The sequence below is a fragment of the Odoribacter sp. AF15-53 genome, assembly GCF_003479425.1.
Classification (GTDB): domain Bacteria; phylum Bacteroidota; class Bacteroidia; order Bacteroidales; family Marinifilaceae; genus Butyricimonas.
On the sequence record NZ_QUHC01000013.1, the window covers coordinates 21223 to 43612 of the forward strand.

The window sequence follows — 22390 nt, forward strand, 5'->3', positions numbered from 1 at the left end:
ATTAAAAAGAAATGAAGATGAAAACGTATCATATATTTACCCTTCTGACCATCTTCCTTTTCACGGGATGTCTGAAAGAAGAAAAAATGAGCATCGGCGCCCGCATCAAGGTGAACATGCCGGAAGGTTTTGAAAGCACTAGCCCGGAAGGTATCGACGTGAAGTTATATAGCACGACTTCCGGCCTGACCTACTCCAGTAAATGCGACGCATCCGGAATCGCTTCTTTTAACGTCGAATACGGATTCTATGAAGCCGTTGCCCAACACCGGGAAAAAGGTGACAACACGATCGACATCTTTAACGGGAGAATGGAACGTATCGCCTTGACCGAGAACTCAAAAGATCAGGAAACGTACACGATCGACCTGACTCACGCGAAGTTACAACAGTTAATCATCAAGGAAATCTATTACGGTTCGTGCAAGAAAGACGACGGGACAAACTATGCCGCCGGAAAAGACAGTTACATATCAATCTATAACAATTCCGATGAGGTGGCTTACCTGGACAGTCTTTGTGTCGGTTGCGCAAATCCGGTAACAAGCGGTACCCCCAGTAATTTCACCAACCCGGACGGAAGTTTATGGGATCGGATTCCGATATTCATGATGGCATGGCAATTCCCCGGAAACGGTCAGGATTACCCGCTACAACCGGGCAAAGAAGTGATTATAGCCCTCAATGCTATCAACCATTTGGAAATATCCTCCTTGTCCGTGGATCTTTCAAAGGCAGATTTCGCATTCTGGGATCCGATATTAACGTCTGCATCCGTACCAGCTCCGGGAGTTCTACCGCTAAATATGTTCTGGCGAAATAACGGAACCGCATATACAATTAACACGACGGGACCTGCTATGTTAATTTTCAAAATCCCGACATCCGAGGCTATCAGTGCTCAGGCTTATGCCCAGAACCCGAACAACATCGAACAAGATCCGGTAAAACCTTCGGCCACGATGAAATACTTGATGATCCACAAAGACTGGGTTGTTGACGGAGTTGAAGCAGTTATGAGTGCCAGCAAGGCCAACAAACGGATTCCCAATAGTGTCGACGCCGGATTCATTTATCTACCGACAAACAACTTGGGTAATTCCATTTGCCGCAAGGTGGAAGAGGTCGTTGACGGCAGAACCGTATACACGGATTCGAACAATTCCAGTGAGGATTTCGAGGTTGTTCCGAATACATTTAAAAACAGATAGACTAACTGTATCCAAAAACGAAGATTATGAGATTCAACAAAATATATACACTTGGTCTGGGCCTACTCATCGCCGGGATGTCGGCAGTAAATGCTCAAACCCAGGATAACGAAAAGATTTTTTACCGGATGGATCGCATCAAGGCGAATAATCCCTGGACAAAATCTTTAAACAGTGCCGGATTAATTTTCAATGAAAATCAGGATTTCTCCATCGTCGAACTTGATTTTCAATACGGGAAAGGGAATTTCAGAAACGTGAATGCCCCTACCGCGTTCAACAAGATCAACGCTCAAACCGAATCCTTCCGGAGACTGAACAGGGTATTTTTCTATGGTAAATTCAGTTTCGATTACACGAATCGTCTGAAAATGGGCTGGTGTAACGTGATCGACCCATACCGTTCTCCGATCTTCTTCGCGGACAGTATGCCGGGACGTCAAACCAAGGAAACCTATCACTTGGAAGGTGGTATCGGCTACATGCTGGGAAGCCGTTGGGCCATCGGTGCCAAAATTGACTACGTCAACGCCAGCAATGCCAAGAAGAAAGACGCCAGAAACAAAAACACGTATATGAATTTGAAATTATACCCCGGAGTGATTTATCGTTCCAAGTTTCTGAATGCCGGGGTAAATTTCATTTACGAGAAAGAAACCGAAAATATCGACATCAGAACGATCGGAACCGGGAGAACTCCCGAACTTCTTACCGTTGAAGGCCTGTGGTTTTACACCTCGGAGCAAGTAAGCGAAACCACGAGTATCACGCGTGACATACGGGATGAAGCACTTGGAGGAGCCGCCCAGATTGAATTCTTCTCGGATCGTATCCGTTTCTTCAACCAATTCTCGATACTGGAAAAGAAACAGGAAATCTTCAAGGCTAATTATAATAAAGAACGCGGAGGTGAAATGAAGCAACGGGTGTATGACTACACCGGGGCCTTAAATATCAGTGGCGAGAAGTTCTGTCACTACATAAACCTGAAAGCCGATTTCTCAAGCATGCTGGGATATGAAAATATCCAGCAAAAAGAGATTATCAACCAGAACAGCACGTGGACACAATACGGGAAAAAGAACAAATCCTTGATCGAAGCCACGACTGCCGACGTGAACTACAACCTATTCCGTAACCGTACGGCCTATAACAGCAGTTGGAACGCCCAGATCGGGGCCAAAGGTTTCTACGTGGAAAGGACTTACAGACTTTATCCTGCCAAGTACCAACAGACATTGAAAAACGTGGAAGGTTACCTTGCATTCACTAAAAACTTCCTGTTCAAAAAAGGGATGCTGGATTGCGGACTGAACGGGGCTTACACCATCGGGGGAGGCACCATGCTCAAAATGAAACTGGAAGCGGAAACAGGTCTGCCGAATCTGGATGCTTACTCGCAACGGAAAGATTTACTGGAACAGGAATTCGAGTACATCACATCCGACAAAATTGCCGGGGGAATCAACGTTCGCTATACCTATTTCCTTGATAAAGCAAAAGGAATGAATTTATTCGCTATTGGCAACGTAAATTATAAAAAGTCAACCAGCGGCTTGTATGACGGCAAAGACTGGACCACGCTGCAAGCCACTATCGGACTGTCATTCTAGGGATCAAAAACAACAAATATAAAAAAAGAAATGAGCAAGATTAAGAAAAATTTATGGAGGCACGTGCTACAACTGGGTGTGATTGTAGTGATTGCCGGTTTCATCTTAAAAGTATTTTTCGGGGGAGCCCCTGCCGACGTGGAAGCCTACTGCCCGTTCGGGGGATTGCAATCTCTCGTGACTTACCTGAATTCAAACACGCTGGCATGTAGCATGTCGATCGTGCAGATCATGATGGGAGTCACGCTGGCAATCGGGGTTATCCTGTTCAGCAAGCTATTCTGCGGCTACCTGTGTCCACTGGGAACAGTCACCGAATGGATGGCCGTGTTGCGCAAAAAGATGAAAATTAACATCAACATCACCACGGGATCAATTGCCGACAAGATCCTGAGAGCCGTTAAATATATCCTCCTGTTCTGGATATTCTACATGACGATCTCAAGCAGCGAACTGTTCTGCAAGAATTTTGACCCGTATTACGCAATCGCCACCGGATTCAAAGGTGAACTTACCGCGTGGATGGCCGTGATTTCAATCGCCTGCCTCTTCTTGGGTAACTTGTTTATCAACATGTTCTGGTGTAAATACATCTGCCCGCTGGGAGCCTTGAGCAACGTGTTCAAATTTACCCTTACCTTTCTGGGATTATTGATTCTTTCGCTGATCCTCGGATACTTTGGCCTACCGATGCAATGGTACTGGCTACTGGGGGCAAGCTGCGTGATCGGGTACATCTTCGAAATCGTTTACCACGAAAGCAAAGTATTCCCATTGTTGCGCATCACCCGGGATGACGAAAAATGTAATCATTGCGGTTTGTGTAGCAAGAAATGCCCGCAACAGATTGACGTGGCTAACATGAAAGTTGTGAAAGACATCGACTGTACCTTGTGCGGCGAATGTATGGGTGCATGTAACAAGAACGCACTGCAAATAAACCGCAAACCGGCCTTCCGTTGGTTACCAGCCATTCTGGTCGTGGTTCTTTTCTTCGTCGGGATATGGATGGGTACGCACTGGGAACTTCCCACGATTGACGAGCGTTGGGGTGATCCGGCTAAACTGGAAAACTTGGAATCCTTCGAACGAGACGGTATGAGAACCGTGAAATGTTTCGGTAGCTCCAAAGCATTTGCTGCCAGAATGAAGAACGTTCCCGGCGTGTACGGAGTAACGACTTACGTGAACCGTTTTGCTGTTGTCGTGTATTACGACCCGTCGGAAACAAGCAAAGAAAAGGTAGAAAACGCCATGTTTACCCCGGTAAAACGGAAATTGAACACACCGCCTGCCGGCATGGAACAATTGAAAGTGATAACCCTGGGTGTAGAAAAATTATTCGACCAGATGGACGTGACCTTCCTAGGAAATATCATCCGTGAAAAAGAAGGATTCTACGGAATTCAAACCGAGTATGACTGTCCCGTGAAAGTGAAACTATTCATGGACATCAACAAACCGATAGATAAAAAAGAATTGAGAAGTATCATCGAAACGCGTGAATTCGAAATGCCGGTACACGGTGGTGGGGTCAAGAAAATCGAATGTGACTACGAACTGGTAAACATATCAGAAGAAGTAGACACGATCGGACGCCAGGAATTCTTGGAAATGATGTTCCCGAAAACGAAATCTCGTTTCCAGATCGCTCTCAAGAAATATGGAGAAGATGCAGCAACAGCCGTGTACGAAATGCCTTACCCAGGACTGGACAAACCGTTAGTACAACGTCAAGTGCCTTATCTGGGAAGTTTCCTTTCCACACAAGACGGTGTTATGGAATTCGCTACCGCACTGAACGGCGATATGCCGGTAATCCGCATCACGTATGTAAAAGATGTACTGGATGATGATAAGATCTGGGAGATACTGCAAACCCCGAAATGGACAATCCATTATACAAACGGGACGACCAAAGAAATCGATGCAACCTTAACCTTTAAAACGCCGGGTAAAACCGTCGAGTAAGTATCCTCCCCGAGAGTGGGCAAAAGTCCACTTGTCGAACAACTACCACCCCTATCCCCTCCTACACAGGAGGGGAAGTAGTAACCAACCCTCCCCCTTACACAGGGGGAGTCGGAGGGGGTAGTAAAGGACTTTTGCCCCTCTCCTTTTCTTATTATCTTATTTCATATGTTGACAAAGTAATTTAAAACAAGTTACTCTGTATAGCTTATGTCTATACAAATCGTAAATCACTACTATGAAGAACATTATCTACACCATACTATTCATTCTGATTACCTGTTCTTTATCGGCACAGAATGCAGGTACGGATCAAACCATTCCGATGGATCCGAACATCCGGATCGGGAAATTGGATAACGGCCTGACCTACTATATCTGTCATTCCGAGAACCCGAAAAACAGGGGCGAATTCTACATCGTCCACAACGTGGGGGCGATGCAGGAAGAAGATGATCAGAACGGGTTGGCGCACTTTCTGGAACACATGGCCTTCAACGGGACGAAACACTTCCCCAAGAAAAGCATGTTGGAATACCTCGCCAGTATCGGGGTTCGCTTCGGGACAAACGTGAACGCATTCACTTCCAGAAACGTGACCGCCTACAACATCTCGGAGGTCCCTCTCGCACGGGAAAGTATCATCGACACGGTATTGTTGATGCTTCACGACTGGTCAAGTTACATCACCTGCGATTCGGCCGAAATCGAAGCGGAAAGAGGCGTCATCCGGGAAGAATGGAGAACCCGGGATATCCCTCGCATGCGCCTGTCGGAACAACTATATCCCGTGATGTACAACCACTCGAAATACGCCGAGAGAAACGTGATCGGGGATATCAACATCATCATGAACTTCAAACGCCAGACTTTGCTGGATTTCTATCACAAATGGTACAGGCCCGATCTGCAAGCAGTCATCGTGGTCGGGGATTTTGACGTGGACCAGATGGAAAACAAGATCAAACAAACTATGTCATCCCTACCGAAAGCCCAAAACCCGGTACAAAAAGAAGAATACACGGTTCCCGACAACCAGAAACCCCTCGTGGGAATTTCTACCGACCCGGATGCGGGAGCCATGGTCGTCAGACTGATGTACAAACTGAATGTTCCCGATCGGGCGGAAAAACAAAAGGTGAGCGCTTATAAAATCAACTTGGAAAGAAACATCATTTCCGAATTGTTGAAAAAAAGGTTGATGGAAAAAGCCACGCAAGGAAACCCGTACATCCGACAAGGAGCCGCCAACTATTCGGATATCACGCCCAACAAGAAAATGTTATTCATGATGGGTGCCGTGAAAAACAACAAGGTCAATGAAGCGCTGAACGAACTGGCCATAGAGGTGGAAAGAATAAAAAAATACGGTTTCACGCCAGAAGAATTCGATGAAATCCGGTCGAACATGCTCAAATCGGTAAAACTTCAAATCATACAAGCGAAAAACCAGAAGAGTACCGACATCGTAAAATCCTGTCTGGATCATTTCACCACGGGAACCCCGATCGCACCGAATGATTTCTACGAACAAATGGCGATCTCCACGCTACAAAACCTGACGGTAGACGAACTCAACCGCACGGCCCTCGATATATTTTCCGATGAAAATATCCTGATCACGATCCTCGGTCCCCGCAAAGACAACATTGTCTACCCGCAAGACGAGGAATTGATCGCCACGGTTCAAAATGCAGGAAAGCTGGAAATCACGCCGTACGTCCACCGGGTACTGAAAGCCACCCGATTAATGACTCAAAAGCCACAAGCGGGAACCATCCGGGAAGAGAAGAAAAATGACATCGTGGGAACAGTTGAATGGACGCTTTCAAACGGGGCTAAAGTCATTGTCAAATCCTACCCGAGTAAGAAAGATATCATCGACATCAAAGCTTACAGCAAAGGAGGCACCTCCATTCTACCGGATAACGAGCTGGCAAACGGGGCCATGGCCAACAACTTTTGTCGCCTCATGGGGGTAAAAGATTTCTCCCGGAGTGACTTGAAACAAATCAACGCGGGAAAAATCGTATCCATCAGCCCCGAAATCGGTGAATACTACGAAACATTAAGTGGTTACGCCGCCAGTCGGGATTTGGAAACACTCATGCAGATGATCTATCTCTACATCACCGCCCCCAACTTTGACAAACAGGAATTCAACCGCCAATTGGAAAAGATAAAAAGCACATTGACCAACCGCCAGGGACTTCCGAAAACCGAATACGACCGGGAAATTCGGGCGATCAAATACAATAACCACCCGAGAAAAGCGAGCATGACACTTGAAAAAGCGAACACGATCACGTTCGAGGGAGCTAAACAGATTTACGAAGAACGATTCGCCAATGCCGGGGACTTCACGTTTATCTTCACGGGCAACATCGACCTCGCGAACTTCAAACCGCTGGTTGAAACTTACCTTGCCTCGCTACCGACAACCGGGGTAAAACAAAATTACAAGGACAATCAAATACGTTATGCCAAAGGAAAAATCATAAAGCATATCGAGAAAGACTTGACCACGGATAAAGCTTCTATCAGCGTGCTTTACACGGCAAAACTTCCCTATTCCGCCGAAAACAAAGTGCTTTCGGCAGCCTTCCGGTATATCTTGCGAGACAGATACATGAAATCTATCCGGGAAGAAAAGGGCGGGGCTTACAGCGTCAGTGTCAACGCCACGGAGGAAGCATTACCGACCAACACGATAACGATAGAAGTCAATTTTGACACGGCTCCCACCATGGCCGACGAGATGTTGGAAATCGTCCAGAAAGAAGTTGATGACATTGCTAAAAACGGCCCGTCCCCCTTCGAACTGGAAAACGCACAACGCTATTTCAACAAGCTATACAAGACAGGAATTTCCTCCAATTCTTACTGGACGGAAACCCTCACGGACTATTATCAATACGGGATTGACAATTTCACGAACTACGAAAAAATGATGAATGCCTTAACACCGTCAGATATTCGTAAATTTGCCAAAACCGTGTTTGGACAAAAAAACAAAATGGAATTTGTATTATTACCAAAAAAATAACGGGATGAAGAAAATAACATTTATCAAAAGCATTATTGCCTCCCTTTTAATCGCGGGTAGCACGCTGGCGGCAAAAGCCGACGAGGGAATGTGGTTAATCCACCTTATGGCTCAAACCAATTACGAAGCGATGAAAGCCAGAGGCGTGGAACTCACCGCCGAGGAAATTTACAGTGAAACCACACCGTCGTTAAAAGACGCAATCGTGGCTCTCGATTTCGGGAGTTGCACGGGAAGTATGATCTCTAAAAACGGATTGATGATCACGAATCACCATTGCGCTTACGATGATATTCAAAAATTAAGTAGCTTGGAACACGATTACCTGAAAAACGGTTTCTGGGCCAAAAATCAAAGCGAGGAAATCCGCATTCCGGGCAAAACAGTCATGTTTCTGGATCGGGTGATCGACGTCACGGACGAATACAGGAAAGTGCTGAAGAGCTTCGAGAAAGAGGACGAAACCATGCCCTACACCTCCAGAAGAGCCAACTCGGTGATCGAGAAAAAATACGCCAAGAAAGGATATGAAGCCTCATGTGCCGCCATGTTACGGGGAAACAAGTATTACTTATTCTATTATAAAGTATACCAGGATGTTCGACTCGTGGCAGCTCCTCCCACCTGTTTCGGGGCATTCGGGAAAGACACGGACAACTGGTCATGGCCACAGCACAAAGGGGATTTCGCCATTTACCGGGTATACGGGGACAAAAACGGGAATCCGGCAAAATACTCTCCCGACAACCTGCCAATTACCCCTAAATACGTGTTACCCGTCTCTACAGCCGGGATAAAAGAAGGCGATTATGCCATGGTACTGGGATATCCGGGATCGACAGCTCGCTACACGCCGTCTTTCGGTGTCAGCGAGAAAATCAACCTCACGAACCCGGCCATGATTAAAGTACGTGACACGAAACTGGCCATTCTCCGGGAAGCCATGAACGCGGACGAAAAAATAAACATTCAATACGCGTCCAAATATTTCATGAACAGCAACTATTGGAAATACGCTATCGGTGAATGCGAGTACACGAAAAAATATGACGTCATAGGTCTGAAAACAGCCGAAGAAACCAAATTAACGGACTGGATAAACGCCGATCCCGCACGTAAAGCGAAATACGGGAACCTCATCGAGGACTTACGAGCATGTTATGCTTATGCAGCCCCTTACATAGCAAGTGGAGTCTATCACCGGGAAGCCATTGTCAACGGTGCCGACCTGACCCGTCTGGCCATGCGTTTCAAGGGTTTCGAGAGCACCATGGAGAAAGAGGGAAGCTGTTTCATGCACAAAGATTGTTCACAATGTCAGAATCTAAGAAATTTCTGTAAACAGTACTTCAAAGACTATGACGAACAAGTAGACCGTAAGGTTTTTGCCGCCATGATCGAACTGTACGTGAACAACATCGACCCGAAATTCTTCCCGGAAGAGATCACGCAACTAGTGAAAAAATTCAAGGGAGACTACCAAAAACTGACCGATTACGTGTATAAAAACTCTATACTGGCAAATCAGGAACGCCTATACGCCTGGTTGGATAAAGGGGTTGACAAGAAAACCATTGACAAAGACCCGGCCTACCTGATCACGAAATCCGCACAGACTCAGAATTACGCGCTGCGGGATTACCTGAAGGATAATAACCAGAAAATCGGTCTCTTGAGAACGCTTTACATGGAAGCTCTCGTGGAAATGAACGCTAATAAAGTTCTCGCACCCGATGCCAACTCGACCATGCGCATCACGTACGGAACGGTCGGCGGGTATTCTCCGAAAGACGGAGTCACCTACGATTACCGCTCCTCTATTGACGGATACAAAGAAAAATACGTGAAAAACGACCCGGAATTCGACTTGAATCCCGATTGTTGGGCTGCCATCCAAAAAGGAGACTGGGGTCGCTACGCCGATAAAGATGGAAAACTATACACCGGTTTCGCCACCGATCTCGACATCACGGGAGGAAATTCCGGTAGTCCGGTAATTAATGCCAAAGGAGAATTAATCGGTTTAGCCTATGACGGGAACTGGGAATCCATGGCCGGAGACCTTTATTACAACCCTAAATATAACAAATGTGTATGCGTGGATATTCGTTTTGTACTATGGATAATAGACAAATATGCAGGTGCTTCAAATTTACTAAACGAAATAACCATTGTTGAATAATAAAAAATTACTATATTTGTTTTGTCAAGGAGTGAGTAATCTTGATACGAAAAGCACACTACGATTATTTAATGTTTTTAATCAATCGGTCACTGAAGCACGCACCAAAAAAGTGATCTTAGTTTGATTCCTTGACATAGCGGTCTCCAAGCGGGACCACTTTTTCATTTTCCCCGAAAAAGAATTGTTTTTTCATGTCCGCAATCTCCTGATTTTTACCTAAAAACGATTTTCCGTTAAAAAACACTTCGAATATACGTGTTCATTAAAAATAATTTCTATCTTTGTCCCGCATTTGGAAAGATGCAGGAGTGGCTGAACTGGCACGCCTGGAAAGCGTGTAATCCTCTAAAGGGATTCGGGGGTTCGAATCCCCCTCTTTCCGCTGGAATTAACAATAATAAAAGAGTTAGCATATTCATGTTGACTCTTTTCTTTTTTGGAGAGATTCAAACGAAGTAGAGAGGCATCCCCCGAACGCCTTCCGACTTCCCCAATAACGACCTCGCTATTATCAACAGGCTCAACCGGATAGCCAACACTCCGAATTCTTATCTATTTTTAACGGGATTTCTACAACGAAATTTTCCGCAAGGCGTATCAATAGTACAATTTCACCAGACAGATGACAAAATCAGAAGGGGATAAAGAGATTGCTAGCATAAGTAGAGAGTGAGAATTCCCGGCATTGCAACCGGGGCATAGTGAATGTAGATTGTTGCTAGTCTCGGTGCGGTTACTTCGTGATGAACGTAACCGCACTTTTTTACATGATATTTCATGACAATTATGAAAAACTTGGCCGCTTCTTACGGATAGTCTAAGATATTTGGTAATTTTGTGGTGAAAAATAAGAAGATTATGGACGATTTACAACATATTGGATATAGTAGGGAAGTCATTGAATTCGTTGCTGTCGCGAAAGAGTTTTGCGGCTACTTAGAAGCCTCTCATGAAGAAGAATCCAGCGAGTTATTGTCGAAATTACAGAAATTTATCCCGCTAATATATCTAAAAGGGAGCCTGCTCCCCTCATGTGAAAGCGAAAACCTCGGAATGATGGAAGAAGTCGTAACCGAGGAGGATTACAATGCCCTTCACGCCACGTTAAACCGTATACTGGGCGAGCATGACGAATACCTCGAAGTATTCGACGACAACATGCAATACAGCGAAACCCCGGTCGTGAATTCTATCTCCGAGAAATTGTGCGATATCTACCAAGACCTGAAAAACTTCATCTCGGCATATCGCAGCGGCATGATCGACGTGATCGAGGAAGCATTGTGGCAATTAAATAACAGTTTTGAATTATACTGGGGGAAAGCGTGTGCCAGTGTACTACGAGCCATCCACTTGGCCATATACAAAGTAGCTGACACGGACGACTCCATGTAGAGAGACGCAAGCATGGAATACAAGACAAAAATCAGCGAAGAAGAAATAGAAGAATTACCGCTTTTTACGTTTGACGGGGAGATCGTCGTCGTGGATCACGAGAACAAAATTGATGCAGCCGTGAACGATCTATCTTCCTACTCGTATATCGGCTTCGACACGGAAACCAAACCGGCATTCAAGAAAGGAGTAACACACCAGGTAGGTTTATTGCAACTGGCCACGGACAAACGGGTATATCTATTCCGTTTGAACAAATGCGGGTTATCCGAATCGTTACAAGCACTCCTGGCAAACGAAAACGTGATGAAAATCGGCGTGGGTATCCGTGACGACATTCGCGGCCTGCGCAAGTTAGCCAACTTCACCCCGGCCAGTTTCTTGGATTTACAGATATTCGCCAAAGCATTCGGGATCGAGGAAATGTCATTCTCCAAACTGATGTCTATCATTTTCAAGGTAAAAATTTCCAAACGGCAACGCACCTCAAACTGGGAAGCCCCCAAATTAACCTCCGCACAAGTACATTATGCAGCGACAGACGCGTGGGGAGCCCTGAAAATGTACAAGGCCCTGAAATCAGGCAATAGCCAACTCCAACAAGTATCTTGATAAATCGCCTCCGGCGATTTACAGGTTACTAGTTGTTTTCCATATACATTTTAACGTTAGGTGAAAGATAACCTAAATCCATATTTCACACCGAAGGAAGCATGTAACCACTCCTACCCGCTCCCCTTCCCATGAGCGAACATTTCCAATTTACTGCATCGGGATCGAAAAATAAAATGTCGTACCTGTCCCTTCTTCCGACTCGAACCACAATTTCCCGTGATTCATCTTCACAAAATCTTTACAAAGTTGCAAACCGAGCCCGCTTCCTTTTTCTTTCTGCGTGCCATAAGAGATAAAGTGTAAGCCCTCGTCCAGTAACCCCCGTTGATGTTCCTTACTGATTCCTTGCCCGTAATCCCGCACCGTCACGATCACGAAACCGTTCTTCTCCTCGCAATCGACATCAATTTTCCCTCCCGTGTAACTAAACTTGATCGCGTTCGACAACAAATTACGCAACACGGTCTTCATCATGTTCACGTCCGCGTAAACCATGAAAGAATCTTTGATCCGGTTAAAAATCTTGATACCTTTCGCTTCGGCAATATTTTCCTGCAATGCTATCACCTCTTTCGCCGCTTCCGTGAAAGAAAACACTTGCATGTACGGCTGCAACAACCCGTTCCGGCTATTACTCCACAACAACAGGTTTTCCAATAGTAAATAAGCCTCGTCAGTCGTCTCGTGCAACATCTTGATAAGATGTTTTATATTCGAATCCGGAATCTTCTCTTTCTGGTGATCAATCGCCTCCAAAATCATCTTCAGCGTCCCGATCGGTGCCCGCAAGTCATGAGCAATAACGGAATACAGTTTATCCTTGGAACACGCTACGCTTTGGATTCGCTCGTTCTGCCGTTCTATAATCCGCTGTGATTCCAACAAAAGCAATTGATTGTTAATCCTCAGTATCAACTCTTTCTTACTCAACGGGCGAGAAATAAACTCCACTCCCTCGTAATCGGCCACTTGTCTGAAATCCTCATAACGGTTAGGAATCGTCAAGTAAAGAACCGGAATATACTTGGTCAAGGCACTCTCTTTCAATTGGCGCACGACCGTCACCCCTTTCCCATCTTCCAATGCCAATCGAATAATTATCATATCCGGCAATCTTAACTTAGCAAGTAGAAATACCTCATCCGCCTCCAGAGTGGGTATTAATTTAAAATTCTCTCCGGCCAGCAGGCTTTTCATCTTTTCCAGGTTCGAAACCGAATCATCAGCCAAAAGTATCGTATATTCGCTATGATCTATATGCATGCGCTGCAAATTTATAATCAATTTTTGACAAAAACTCCTCGTAGAGCCTATTAAATGCGATCGTCTTTTGATATATCTCCGATCGCGATCCATCACTCCCCTCCTCGACACCCTCTAAGATATTATTCTTGATCGACTTCCACATCGGGAACATCGTTTCGGAGAACGTCTGCAACTCGTTTTTCAACAACGTCAATTCGTTCTCCATCTCCCTGAAGCAAGTCACGTTGTGCCCGATCAGGTGAATTTCTACATGCTCCCGCCCCAATCGCACCGGGTAAGCATTCCACTCGATAAACAAAACTTTATCACCGGAAGTAACCGTCGTGTTAAATACCAGTAATGTTTCCGGATGTTTCACGACACCTTCCAGTTGACTGGACGAAATACTCATTTCCGTCATCAGATCCCCGATCCGGCAACCGACAATATCGTCCCGAGACTCCCCAAACAAGGAATAAAACGTTTTATTCGAGAAACTGATATGCAAATGCCGATTCAACCGAAGAATGTAATCCACCCGGTTTTCGATGAAATCCTGGTACAAAGCATGATGTTTCACCAGCTTTCTCAAAATCACCTCTTTCTCAAGCGCCCCGGACAACACGGATGCGACCTGCACCAGGAACTCGATCTCATCCTCTGTCCACGCCTCTTCCTGATGACACCGACTCAGGCATAGGAAAGAAAATAGATGACTGGATATATACAAGGGCAGAAATATCGCACAATGCACTTGCATGGCCTGCATGACATTCTTCAGACTCTCGTTCGTCACGTCATTAATATCCCGTATATATATGTAATTATCTCGTTCTAAATCCTGTTCCAGTTTCCGGTCATAATAAAAACTCCGTTTCTCGTCGTTTACCGGGAAAACAGACTCCCCGTTCCGGCTCCACTCCTCCGATATAGTAAACGTCATATCATGGTTAATACTCACGATATAAACTTGATCGGCTCTCTCGTGTTCTCCTAATTTCTTCAATGCCAACTTCACATTCCTGTTCACTCCCAAATTCGTGGATAATAAAACGTTCAAATCGGATAGAAACTCCGCCCCTGTTGTGTTATTTTGTGTTTGCATACGCTTGTTTGGATCGTTTAGTCCTTAATATTCTCTTCTTTTTTACAGTATTTATACACGAAATTTACACTTTAGGTTACATTAATCCACATTTTTATATAACAAGATTAAAATATATCCACAAACAACTTTCTATAAGCCAACATATTAAATATTGATACCTATTTTAGTACACAAAAAAGCTCGAAAACATTTGGTAACTGAGAAGATTTTTGTACTTTTGTGCCCGGGTAAGTCCTATGCGACCAGTTCCTGTCGAACTCCCCCAGGGTCGGAAGACAGCAAGGGTAGATGGTTGAGCGGTGCGACATAGTAAGCTTACCCTTTTCAAACCGCCTCTTTAGCTCAGCTGGCCAGAGCACGTGATTTGTAATCTCGGGGTCGTTGGTTCGAATCCGACAAGAGGCTCGAAAGAATGGAAAGAAAAGTGAGGAAGAGTTCTTTAAGTTTGCTGTTGTAGCTCAGGGGTAGAGCACTTCCTTGGTAAGGAAGAGGTCATGGGTTCAAATCCCATTAACAGCTCAGGAGAAGCAGTCTGTAAAAGGGCTGCTTTTTTGTTTTATATAGCTATTATTTAAACAGTTACAACAAGAATATTTCTTAGTTATCAAACTTTCCCTTTCAATGCAATATTTTCATTTTTCAAGTGACAAAAGGGGTTTTGAGTAAAAAAAGAGGGATTTTACCCCTGTTTAAACACCCATTTAAACACCCATTTAGACACCCATTTTTCAGATGCCAATGTTCAGCTAAACACATCTTAGCTATGAGCACATCAATTTCTATCTATTTCAGAAAAGAAAAAATCAACAAACACAATGAATCTTTTATCTGTGCAAAAATCAGTCATAACAACGAATCTAAAAGAATCAGTCTTGGCATAAAAATTAATGCAAATGATTGGGATTTTGAATACAATAAGGTGAAAGGAAACGCACCCAATAGAGAATATCTCCAACTTCTTATTGATACGGAAATCCAAAAAATAAACAAGAAAATTCTAAACTATCAAATACAAAATCAACCATTTACACTTGATGACTTGCTAGGGATCACAGAAAAGAAACTTAAATCTGAGACAATCAAGAGTTATTTCCAAAAAGAAGTAACCACACTAAAAGATTCAGGGAAATTAAGTTCTGCTTCTAAATACAAATACTGCCTATCATCCTTGTGCAAATATCGCTCTATGGATATCCCTTTCACTGATATAAACTATAAATTTTTGGTTGAGTTTGAAATGTTCCTTAGAAAAGCAGGACTTGCTGACAATAGTATTGCAACCAAGTTCAGTACCCTAAAAGCAGCCTTCAATTCAGCCTTAGACAAAGGACTTTTCACTTGTGAGAAATCTCCATTTATAAACTATCAAGTTGGTAGGTTATGGACTACAACTCAAAAAAGAGCCATACATAAAGAAGATATTTATATGCTGAAGGAACTTGATATATCCAACATTTTTAAATATCCAAGTCCATATCATAAGCTTGCTAGAGACTTATTCATATTTTCTTATTTCACAGCAGGGATCAATTATAAAGACATTGCCACATTAAAGTATAATGATATTGATAATGAACATGTTTATTATTCAAGAAACAAAACCCAAAAAAACTTGGCAATAAAACTTCTTCCTGATGCACTAACAATATTAAAAAAGTATATGAAACAGGATGCAGAGGGAGAAGATTACATTTTTCCCATATTAGATAGAAAAATCCATATAACAAGACAGCAGCAATATAATAGACTGCAAAAAGTAAGAAGTAAAATCAATAAAACACTAAAAATCATGGGGAAAGAACTCAAAATCAACATTAAAATAACGACATATGTAGCTAGACATACATTTGCAACTGTTTTAAAAAGGTCTGGAGTGGATATTGGTATAATTTCTGAATCATTAGGCCACTCTGAATTAAAAACAACTCAAATCTATTTGGATAGCTTTGAGAACTCTCAAATTGATGATGCCATGAAAAATTTATTATGAACAAAATAGCCTCTCATCTTCGGATTTGAGGCTATTTTTCTCTCTAAAATAAAATCAGTAAATCCCCCCAAAAAATAGAAATAATCACTAATTTCATAAATTCTAATCTAGACACTAAATAAGAAATACCATATTTATCCTATCACTACAAAAATATAATCATGAAGCTAAATACATCACTAGAATCAAAAAATAACCATTGCTTATATTTTACCTTTCATGGGTAAAATCAATTTTAATAACACAGGTTAGATCACGGTTTCATCTAATCAAAAGATTGCCCCAAAAAAAGAACCTCTCTCCTAACTTAATTGCCAATGAGGAGAAAGGTTCTATTATTCTATAATGCTAAAAAACCTTTAAGAATATCATGCTGGTTGTACCCTTTGGGAAACATTACCATTCATGATAACTAAAACCTGCTTCACAGCATCAATTAATTTTGACGCCTCATTAAGCTGATCCCCAGAAGGAGAGGTTGACAGGCTTGTGAATCTAGCCTTTGCCATCTCCTCTTCTGTAAAAAGTTCATCACTTAGAGAATTAAGATTACCAGTTTTATAAACTGATTCTATTCCAAAGGATAAAACTTTCTCCACTTGCTTTTTCCCAGACATTGCAATGTTCTGGGCTGCTGCAAAAGGATTCAAACTTAAATCTATACAGTCCTTGCAGAACTTCACATTAGAAATTAATCTATTCAAGACGATATCTCTAAGTGCAGAGAGATAGTTATTTTTAGTTATACTATCCACCTGTTTTAAAGCCTCTTCAAAGACCATTTTTTTCACGTCAATATTTTCTTTTTGCACTTGTTTAGAAAGAATATTTCTATACTTCTCATTTACCATGCAAAAAGCATCTTTCGGCTTTCTAGCCACTTTATTGGAACTAGTTTCTCTTGAAACATTTTGTTCCGTTTTGTCTATATAGTTTTCCATCGTTCTTTGATTATAATTTTACATTAAAAATTTAAACCAATTAAAAAAAATAAAAACCAAAAAAATTAAAAATCTGGCAGAACTAGGAACTATATAATATATAAGAAAAACATCACAGTCATTGGCATACCTGTAAGCCTCTCCTATATACATTACAAATATATGAAAAAGTAACATCATTGACACCTTCCTCATGAAAAATATCTTCAACAATCACCAACCAGAGCCTATTTATATCAATTATATAAAAACATAACTCCATACCCTATAATTCCCTAAAACATAACTTTCAACCCTATAATTGGGGTAAAACATTACTTTTTACCCTGTAATTGACTAAAAACATAACACCTAACCCTATATTATCATCAATCCTTTACCCTTCACCGAAATTACCCCATTTATCTAATCTATTATTTCAATTATCTATATTTATACCATACCTTTATTAAAACACCCTACCATTTAAATACAATATTATAAAACATACACTTTATCCCCCTCCTTCTTTCTATTTTCTTCTATCTAACAATATCATTCTATAAACATTCACCTCTTACCTGTTTTAAACAACTAACCAAAAACAAATCAATTAAACACCTCCTTAACTTACTAACCTCATGTTGCAAACCAGAGTTATTTATTAAATAATAATAATCATGATTTGCAACAAGTAAAAGAAGAAGGAGATAGAGGTTTATAAATAATGATTACAAGTTTATAAATGAATCAAGTAAAATTAAAGTTTAATCATCCAGATCATTCGCATTGTTATAATAAATATCTAATAGATACAGGAGATAAGCATTTTACTTGTTTTCTTCCAATACTCCTTCATTAACACCATGTTATATAAAGTAGAAGTTATCATTTAATGAATTTTATAACTTCCTTATCTTTTCATAGTTTTTGATTTTTTTAATCAATATCTTTGTGATAATAAATAAGATAATATATAACCATTATATCTACTTTCTCAAAATCTACACATATAAACATTCTCTGACATTGAGGCATGAAACCCTGTTAATTTAATTGATAGGGTTTTCATTTTACCCGGATTGTTGCAAATGGATATAGTATGTAGAATGGAATGCTTTTATATCTAATCATCCAGATAAATTAGATTGATATATCATTAAAAATAAATAAGGAATTAATGAATCGAATGATATTCTAATCATTTATAATGAATAACACTATCAATAACACCTGAATCATGCTTTATAGATGATAATAGTTTTAACCACTTCTTGAACTATTTAAATCTATCCAATACAGTTGCAAACTGGATATATTTATATATAAATAATAACCATGGTTTGCAACATCAAAATGATGAAAGAAGTGGATAATTTAATACGTGAGAATGTTTATACTAGAAAGAAAAAAAGAAATTAAAGATTTAAATTACAACAAGCATCTATCAGAAACAGTTTTTTTAGAGACACTGGATTTTAACGCTAGATTCAAGATTTCCATTGAGGCACCAACAGGATGTGGGAAATCTTATTACTTGCTAGATTATTTAAAAAGGAATAACATTCCATTTTTATACGCCACAGATACATTATTCCTCATGGAAGGGTTAGCTAACAGGCATGGAATACCTTATTATTGTGCAGCCGATAGAAGTAAAGAGGAAGAGAGGCAATTAATAACTGTTTATCAGCATATTCCTAGATTTATTAGAAAGGGTATGACGTTAATCATTGACGAAGCGCATTCACTTGTTACTGATTACAGTTGGAGAAGAGAAACGGTAGAGAACACTCTAACAGCGATGACAGGATACGATAGAGTGATCCTTCTCTCTGGCACTCCTTTATTATCTAATGATTCAGCATATAATGGAATTGAACAAGTCAGAGCCATTCCCAATGAGGTTAGTAAAAGGAAATTATGGGTAACAAGATTTTCAGAGAATTTAGAGGGAGCTATACTTCAACTGGCTAGAATGATTAAAGAAGAGGGTTACATACCAGTTCTCTCTCTACTGGATAAATCCGATAAACTGGATACTATTATAGAGAGATTACCTAACCATGGATTTAATAAAATAGCTGTTATCAATTCCTTGACGAACAAGAAAACTAAAGGGAAAGATATTAAAGGAGAGGGAGAGATAGAGAATGATATAGAGGTTGAAGGTAATCCAGATTATTACGATCAATTAATCACGACAGGTAAAGTTGATGCCGATATAATCATCACAACTTATAGACAAGGGTACGATATTAAGGGGGATAATTACAAATTAATTATAGCACCAAGTAAAAACAGGCATTCCTACACTGATATTATACAGGTGATGAACAGGTTTAGGGATTGCACCACGAGTGAAGGGTATCTATTATGTAATAATTTGTATGAAGAACAAGAATTTAATTATCAACAAATATATACTATCATATTAAACAAGATTACCCAAGAAACAAGAAAGGAATTTAATAGAATCCAGACACTGGAAAAGGATTATAGAGCTATCAAGCTGGATCAACAATTAAATTGTAATTACTTCTCTCAATTTATTTATTCCAGTCCTTATATAAATCACCAGAAGATAGCTAACATTACATATAATAACATCAACAACATTGCTTACAACAATTTATACAGGATGAAGAAAATACTTGAAACATTTAATATTGACATGGAACTATCAAAAGATTGTATGGATTTAAAAGAGGAAATTGAGGCGAAAGAGAAGAAGAAATACACACAAGAGGAGATAAATATTGCGGTTGATACTTTCTTTCATGATTATGCCTATCCAAAAGAAAAGGGTGAGGCTATACTACTAGATATAAAGGAACGTCCTATTTACCAGACTATAAACGAACATTATGAAACTCTACACGCTTTAGGTGAACCCTCGTGTAAAATACATGATGAATTAAAGAGATTCATGATTAACACTAAAAAAATGAATGCCTTTAAAAAGATAGCGATAATAAAACTGGGAACAGACCCAAGCATAAAAATGTACAGGCTAATGTTACTTAAAGCATTTAATGTTGGAGAGAGATTAACCAGTCCTGAGATATGTAACAGGATAAACAATTGCAGGCAACAGGTGGGTGATTCCATTTTAAAAGAGAAAACAGCAGTCGAGTTTTTTAACCTGTTATTTAAAACAAAGAGGGCGAAAATGAATGTTGATGGCAAAGAAACATGGGGCTGGGAGATTATAAGCACGTTCTAGCCAGTTAATCATATATAACTAATTTAAATCATAACATCATGAAAACAAGTTCAAAAGCAGGAGAAGACTACATTAAACTTCTTCCATCTAAAATTACTGAAATTTACCATAGAGAGATGGAATTTATTAATAAAGATCTAGAGGATGAATCTAACAAGTTATGCAAGCGATTTTTAAAACTCGTGGAGGAAGGGAAAATGGATGGGGTTATCTCTTGCTTGAAGAGGTTAAATAGATAAACAAGGAAATCAAGGACAGGGTTTGATTGAAGGATATAACTTTCATCAAATCCTGTCCTTTTTTTATGCTCTATATAATAGCAAGAAATAAATCAATCATTTTCTATAATAAATCATGAATAAACCCACACCAACTCAAACGATGCCGAAGTCCATGATTTTACAAAAAGAAGAAGGATATAAAAAAATAATGAAGTGAATCACCATTCCCCCTCTACACTTTGGACTATATTATATAGTATATATATTCTATCATAGTGTTGAAGGGAAATGATTATTTAAAAGGCTACCTTATATAGAATCCCCCCTGTGTAAAAAAATTTAGTGTTAATCGAACACTAGGATTATTTACTCTCTAACGCCCCCTAACTTTCATTTAAGAAATCGAATTAAAGTGGAAGTTCTCCACTTTTTTAATTTCTATTTAAATCAATGTCTTATCAATTAAATTTATCACTAATGAAAGAAGAATATTTATCACCAGAAATTAAAACTGGAATAGAACCGAATCAACATTTCGATGATTTAACAAGCTTATCAGAGGTAGAGATTAGATACAAGCTGAAAGTGCGGCCAAAAGATAGACCAAGAGTGACGATGGCCATGGAGGCATACAAATTAATCAGACCTTTTTTTGAGGGGTGTTTACATCACCATGAAGAGGCATGGATCATGTTGTTAAATAGAAATTTAAAGGTGTTGGGTGTTGCAAGGCTGAGTGTCGGTAATCAAGAGAACACTATCATTGATCCTAGGACTGTTTTACAATTAATGCTAAAGACTAATGCAGCTAGTTCTATAATCTTCCATAACCACCCAAGCCAGAATTTAACCTTGAGTTCGAAGGATTTAAAAGTAACAAGGAACATCATGGAGGCTTGCAGGTTGTTAAACATGGCTTGTCTGGATCATGTTATAGTCGGTGAGGAAAGTTACTCTAGCTATTCAGAGGGAGGTTACTAGCGTGGGTAATTATATATAAAATAGATGAGAGATAGAAAATTCGAGAGGAGCTTAAAAGTGATCATGGTGATGACCGTGATCACTTTCATCATTCATGTAGTCGCTATATTCACTATTTATCCAAGGTCTGCAAGGTTGGAATTTATTGCGGTTCTTATCTTTATCATGATCTTGTTACTATCCAAGAAGAGGTAAGGATTGCATCTTTTTGGTTGTCTACACTGGATAGACTACCAAAGAGGTGAATTATAGAATGGTTATATATTAAGAGCGATCACAAGCTATTCACGTTGAAATTTAATACTTTTGCCATACAGCCACCCCAAATGAGTGTTTGTAGAATGCTAATTATTATTTACATTTGTGGTGTCCTTTGGAGAAATCTGAAGGGCAGACATATTTAATAAGAAGTGTTTGGTTTTATCCTAATCTTGAAAACGACCAATTTTAAAGCAGAAGGATAGACGGTACAAACGCTCATGCTTGCCATATATAATTTCTAAATATACTATGGTCTAGTGTGGGGTGGCTGTTTATTTCTGCGAAGGTTACTTGGTCGTACCTCAAGATTAATAAGCTAGCAATCTCCACACTTCTTTTTTTAATAACTTACCACTAGGGGATTGGGGTAAATAATTCATGTTTAGATGAATAATTGCACGA

Annotated in this window: 14 protein-coding genes, 3 tRNA genes and 1 other RNA gene; 15 read left to right on the top strand and 3 right to left on the bottom strand. The window is 40.6% G+C overall.

Annotated elements, in window-relative coordinates; genetic code table 11:
• Positions 1 to 17: 17 nt before the first annotated feature.
• The 8 genes from DWW52_RS18250 to DWW52_RS18285 all read left to right on the top strand — a co-directional run bounded on the left by DWW52_RS18250 (position 18) and on the right by DWW52_RS18285 (position 12033).
• Positions 18 to 1211, top strand: a complete 1194-nt coding sequence (locus tag DWW52_RS18250; protein ID WP_158582661.1) for a DUF4876 domain-containing protein — start codon at positions 18 to 20, stop codon at positions 1209 to 1211.
• A gap of 26 nt (positions 1212 to 1237) precedes the next feature.
• The gene (locus tag DWW52_RS18255; protein ID WP_118717080.1) at positions 1238 to 2824 is read left to right on the top strand and encodes a DUF6850 family outer membrane beta-barrel protein; all 1587 of its coding nucleotides are present in this window, start codon (positions 1238 to 1240) and stop codon (positions 2822 to 2824) included.
• A 30-nt stretch (positions 2825 to 2854) separates the two neighbouring features.
• Entirely contained in the window at positions 2855 to 4795 is a 1941-nt protein-coding gene (locus tag DWW52_RS18260; RefSeq protein ID WP_118717082.1) for a 4Fe-4S binding protein, read from the top strand.
• 238 nt (positions 4796 to 5033) lie between these two features.
• The gene (locus DWW52_RS18265) at positions 5034 to 7841 is read left to right on the top strand and encodes a pitrilysin family protein (protein WP_118717084.1); all 2808 of its coding nucleotides are present in this window, start codon (positions 5034 to 5036) and stop codon (positions 7839 to 7841) included.
• 4 nt (positions 7842 to 7845) lie between these two features.
• Complete coding sequence (locus tag DWW52_RS18270) at positions 7846 to 10023, top strand: S46 family peptidase (RefSeq protein ID WP_118717150.1); 2178 nt, start codon at positions 7846 to 7848, stop codon at positions 10021 to 10023.
• Positions 10024 to 10320: 297 nt separating this feature from the next.
• Positions 10321 to 10408 (top strand) — tRNA-Ser (locus DWW52_RS18275).
• Positions 10409 to 10884: 476 nt separating this feature from the next.
• A complete protein-coding gene (locus DWW52_RS18280; RefSeq protein WP_118717086.1) occupies positions 10885 to 11421 on the top strand; it encodes a DUF5063 domain-containing protein in 537 nt (178 codons plus the stop codon).
• Positions 11422 to 11433: 12 nt separating this feature from the next.
• The gene (locus DWW52_RS18285; protein ID WP_118717088.1) at positions 11434 to 12033 is read left to right on the top strand and encodes a 3'-5' exonuclease; all 600 of its coding nucleotides are present in this window, start codon (positions 11434 to 11436) and stop codon (positions 12031 to 12033) included.
• 150 nt (positions 12034 to 12183) lie between these two features.
• On the opposite strand, the gene DWW52_RS18290 is transcribed toward DWW52_RS18285, so the two are convergent.
• The gene (locus tag DWW52_RS18290) at positions 12184 to 13299 is read right to left on the bottom strand and encodes a hybrid sensor histidine kinase/response regulator (RefSeq protein ID WP_158582662.1); all 1116 of its coding nucleotides are present in this window, start codon (positions 13297 to 13299) and stop codon (positions 12184 to 12186) included.
• On the bottom strand, positions 13283 to 14386 hold the full coding sequence (locus DWW52_RS18295) for a GAF domain-containing protein (RefSeq protein ID WP_118717092.1): 1104 nt from the start codon (positions 14384 to 14386) through the stop codon (positions 13283 to 13285). Before DWW52_RS18295 ends, DWW52_RS18290 begins: the two co-directional genes overlap by 17 nt.
• Before the next feature lie 228 nt (positions 14387 to 14614).
• Here DWW52_RS18295 and ffs point away from each other — a divergent pair.
• The 4 genes from ffs to DWW52_RS18315 all read left to right on the top strand — a co-directional run bounded on the left by ffs (position 14615) and on the right by DWW52_RS18315 (position 16379).
• An RNA gene (ffs, locus tag DWW52_RS18300) (signal recognition particle sRNA small type) lies at positions 14615 to 14713 on the top strand.
• A 7-nt stretch (positions 14714 to 14720) separates the two neighbouring features.
• A tRNA-Thr gene (locus DWW52_RS18305) sits at positions 14721 to 14794 on the top strand.
• A 42-nt stretch (positions 14795 to 14836) separates the two neighbouring features.
• A tRNA-Thr gene (locus DWW52_RS18310) sits at positions 14837 to 14908 on the top strand.
• Positions 14909 to 15152: 244 nt separating this feature from the next.
• Positions 15153 to 16379: a site-specific integrase gene (locus DWW52_RS18315; RefSeq protein WP_118717094.1), complete on the top strand. Its 1227-nt coding sequence runs from the start codon at positions 15153 to 15155 to the stop codon at positions 16377 to 16379.
• Between the two features lie 368 nt (positions 16380 to 16747).
• Here DWW52_RS18315 and DWW52_RS18320 read toward each other — a convergent pair whose 3' ends face one another.
• Positions 16748 to 17320, bottom strand: coding sequence for a hypothetical protein (locus tag DWW52_RS18320; RefSeq protein WP_118717096.1), 573 nt, complete (start codon positions 17318 to 17320; stop codon positions 16748 to 16750).
• A 1369-nt stretch (positions 17321 to 18689) separates the two neighbouring features.
• Between DWW52_RS18320 and DWW52_RS18325 the strand changes: the two genes are divergently transcribed.
• From DWW52_RS18325 to DWW52_RS18335, 3 genes are all read left to right on the top strand, one after another.
• A complete protein-coding gene (locus tag DWW52_RS18325) occupies positions 18690 to 20525 on the top strand; it encodes a DEAD/DEAH box helicase family protein (protein WP_118717098.1) in 1836 nt (611 codons plus the stop codon).
• 38 nt (positions 20526 to 20563) lie between these two features.
• Positions 20564 to 20764: a hypothetical protein gene (locus tag DWW52_RS18330; RefSeq protein ID WP_118717100.1), complete on the top strand. Its 201-nt coding sequence runs from the start codon at positions 20564 to 20566 to the stop codon at positions 20762 to 20764.
• Positions 20765 to 21223: 459 nt separating this feature from the next.
• Positions 21224 to 21727: a JAB domain-containing protein gene (locus DWW52_RS18335; protein ID WP_158582663.1), complete on the top strand. Its 504-nt coding sequence runs from the start codon at positions 21224 to 21226 to the stop codon at positions 21725 to 21727.
• The last annotated feature ends 663 nt before the right edge of the window (positions 21728 to 22390 follow it).